This window comes from Sphingomonas azotifigens NBRC 15497, assembly GCF_002091475.1.
In the GTDB taxonomy this organism is placed as follows: Bacteria; Pseudomonadota; Alphaproteobacteria; order Sphingomonadales; family Sphingomonadaceae; genus Sphingomonas; species Sphingomonas azotifigens.
On record NZ_BCTR01000134.1, the window covers coordinates 1 to 1,295 of the forward strand.

The 1,295-nt window shown below is 62.6% G+C and carries 1 protein-coding gene; it reads left to right on the forward strand.

Annotated elements, in window-relative coordinates:
- Nucleotides 1-63 precede the first annotated feature (63 nt).
- A protein-coding gene (locus tag SAZ01S_RS23230) for an IS3 family transposase (RefSeq protein WP_139810226.1) occupies nt 64-1,235 on the forward strand; the annotation gives its coding sequence in 2 pieces (ribosomal slippage) (nt 64-328 and nt 328-1,235; 1,173 coding nt in all).
- Nucleotides 1,236-1,295: the final 60 nt, after the last annotated feature.

Consider the following 1,295-nt stretch of genomic DNA (forward strand, 5'->3'; position numbering starts at 1 on the left):
TGAGGTGGTCCCGGAAAACTGGACAGGTTGCTAAGCTAATCCCGACGTGAGGAACGAACGGGAATGAAGACGACGAGGAAGCGCTACAGCGCGGATTTTAAGGCGAAGGTGGCGCTGGAGGCGATCCGTGGCGATATGACGTTGGCGGAACTGGCTGCGAAGCATGGGGTGCATCACACGATGATCGCGGCGTGGAAGCGTCAGGCGATTGAAGGGATGTCGGCGACGTTCTCCGGTGCCGGTGAGGCGGCCAAGGCGGCAAGCGACGCGGAGGTGGACAAGCTGCACGCGAAGATTGGGCAGTTGCTGGTGGAGCGGGATTTTTTAGCGAAGGCCTCCGGTCGATGAGCGTGGCACGGAGGCGGGAGTGGATTGATCCTGCTCACCACTGCCTGTCGATCGCGGCGCAATGCCGTCTGCTGTCGATCAGCCGGTCGAGCTACTATTACGCGCCAATGCCGGAGACCGAAGAGACGCTGGCGTTGATGCGGGTGATCGATGCGGCGTTCCTCGACATGCCGTGGTACGGCAGCCGCCAGATGGTCCGGCATTTGCACCGCAATGGCCATGATGTTGGACGACGACGGGTGCGGCGGCTGATGGCGAAGATGGGGCTGTCGCCGATCTACCAGCGGCCGCGCACGAGCGATCCGCACCCGCAGCACAGGGTCTATCCCTATCTGCTGCGCAAGCTGGCGATCGAGCGACCGAACCACGTCTGGTGCGCGGACGTGACCTATATCCCGATGCGCCGGGGCTTCCTGTATCTGGTCGCGATCATGGACTGGGCGACGCGCAAGGTGCTGGCATGGCGGCTCTCGAACACCATGGACGCCGGCTTTTGCGTCGCGGCGCTGGAGGAAGCGCTGGCGCGCTTCGGAAGGCCTGAGATCTTCAATACCGATCAGGGCAGCCAGTTTACCAGCTTCGCGTTCACCAGCGTGCTGCGCGACGCCGAGGTACGGATCAGCATGGACGGCCGGGGTCGGTGGATGGACAATGTGTTCATCGAGCGCCTGTGGCGCTCCCTCAAATATGAGTGCGTCTATCTGCACGCGTTCGAGACCGGCTCGGAGCTGCGCGCTGGCCTTGGCCGGTGGATCACCTATTACAATCAACAGCGACCCCACTCAGGGCTAGCCGGGCGAACCCCGGCGGAGGCCTATGGGTGGATCGGCGCTTCAGATCATGGGGGGCATGCCCCCCATGATCTGATGACCAGAATGGCGGCATGATCGACAACCCGGATTAGCTTAGCTCAGCCGCAAAACTGTCCAAATAGGCGGGACCACCTC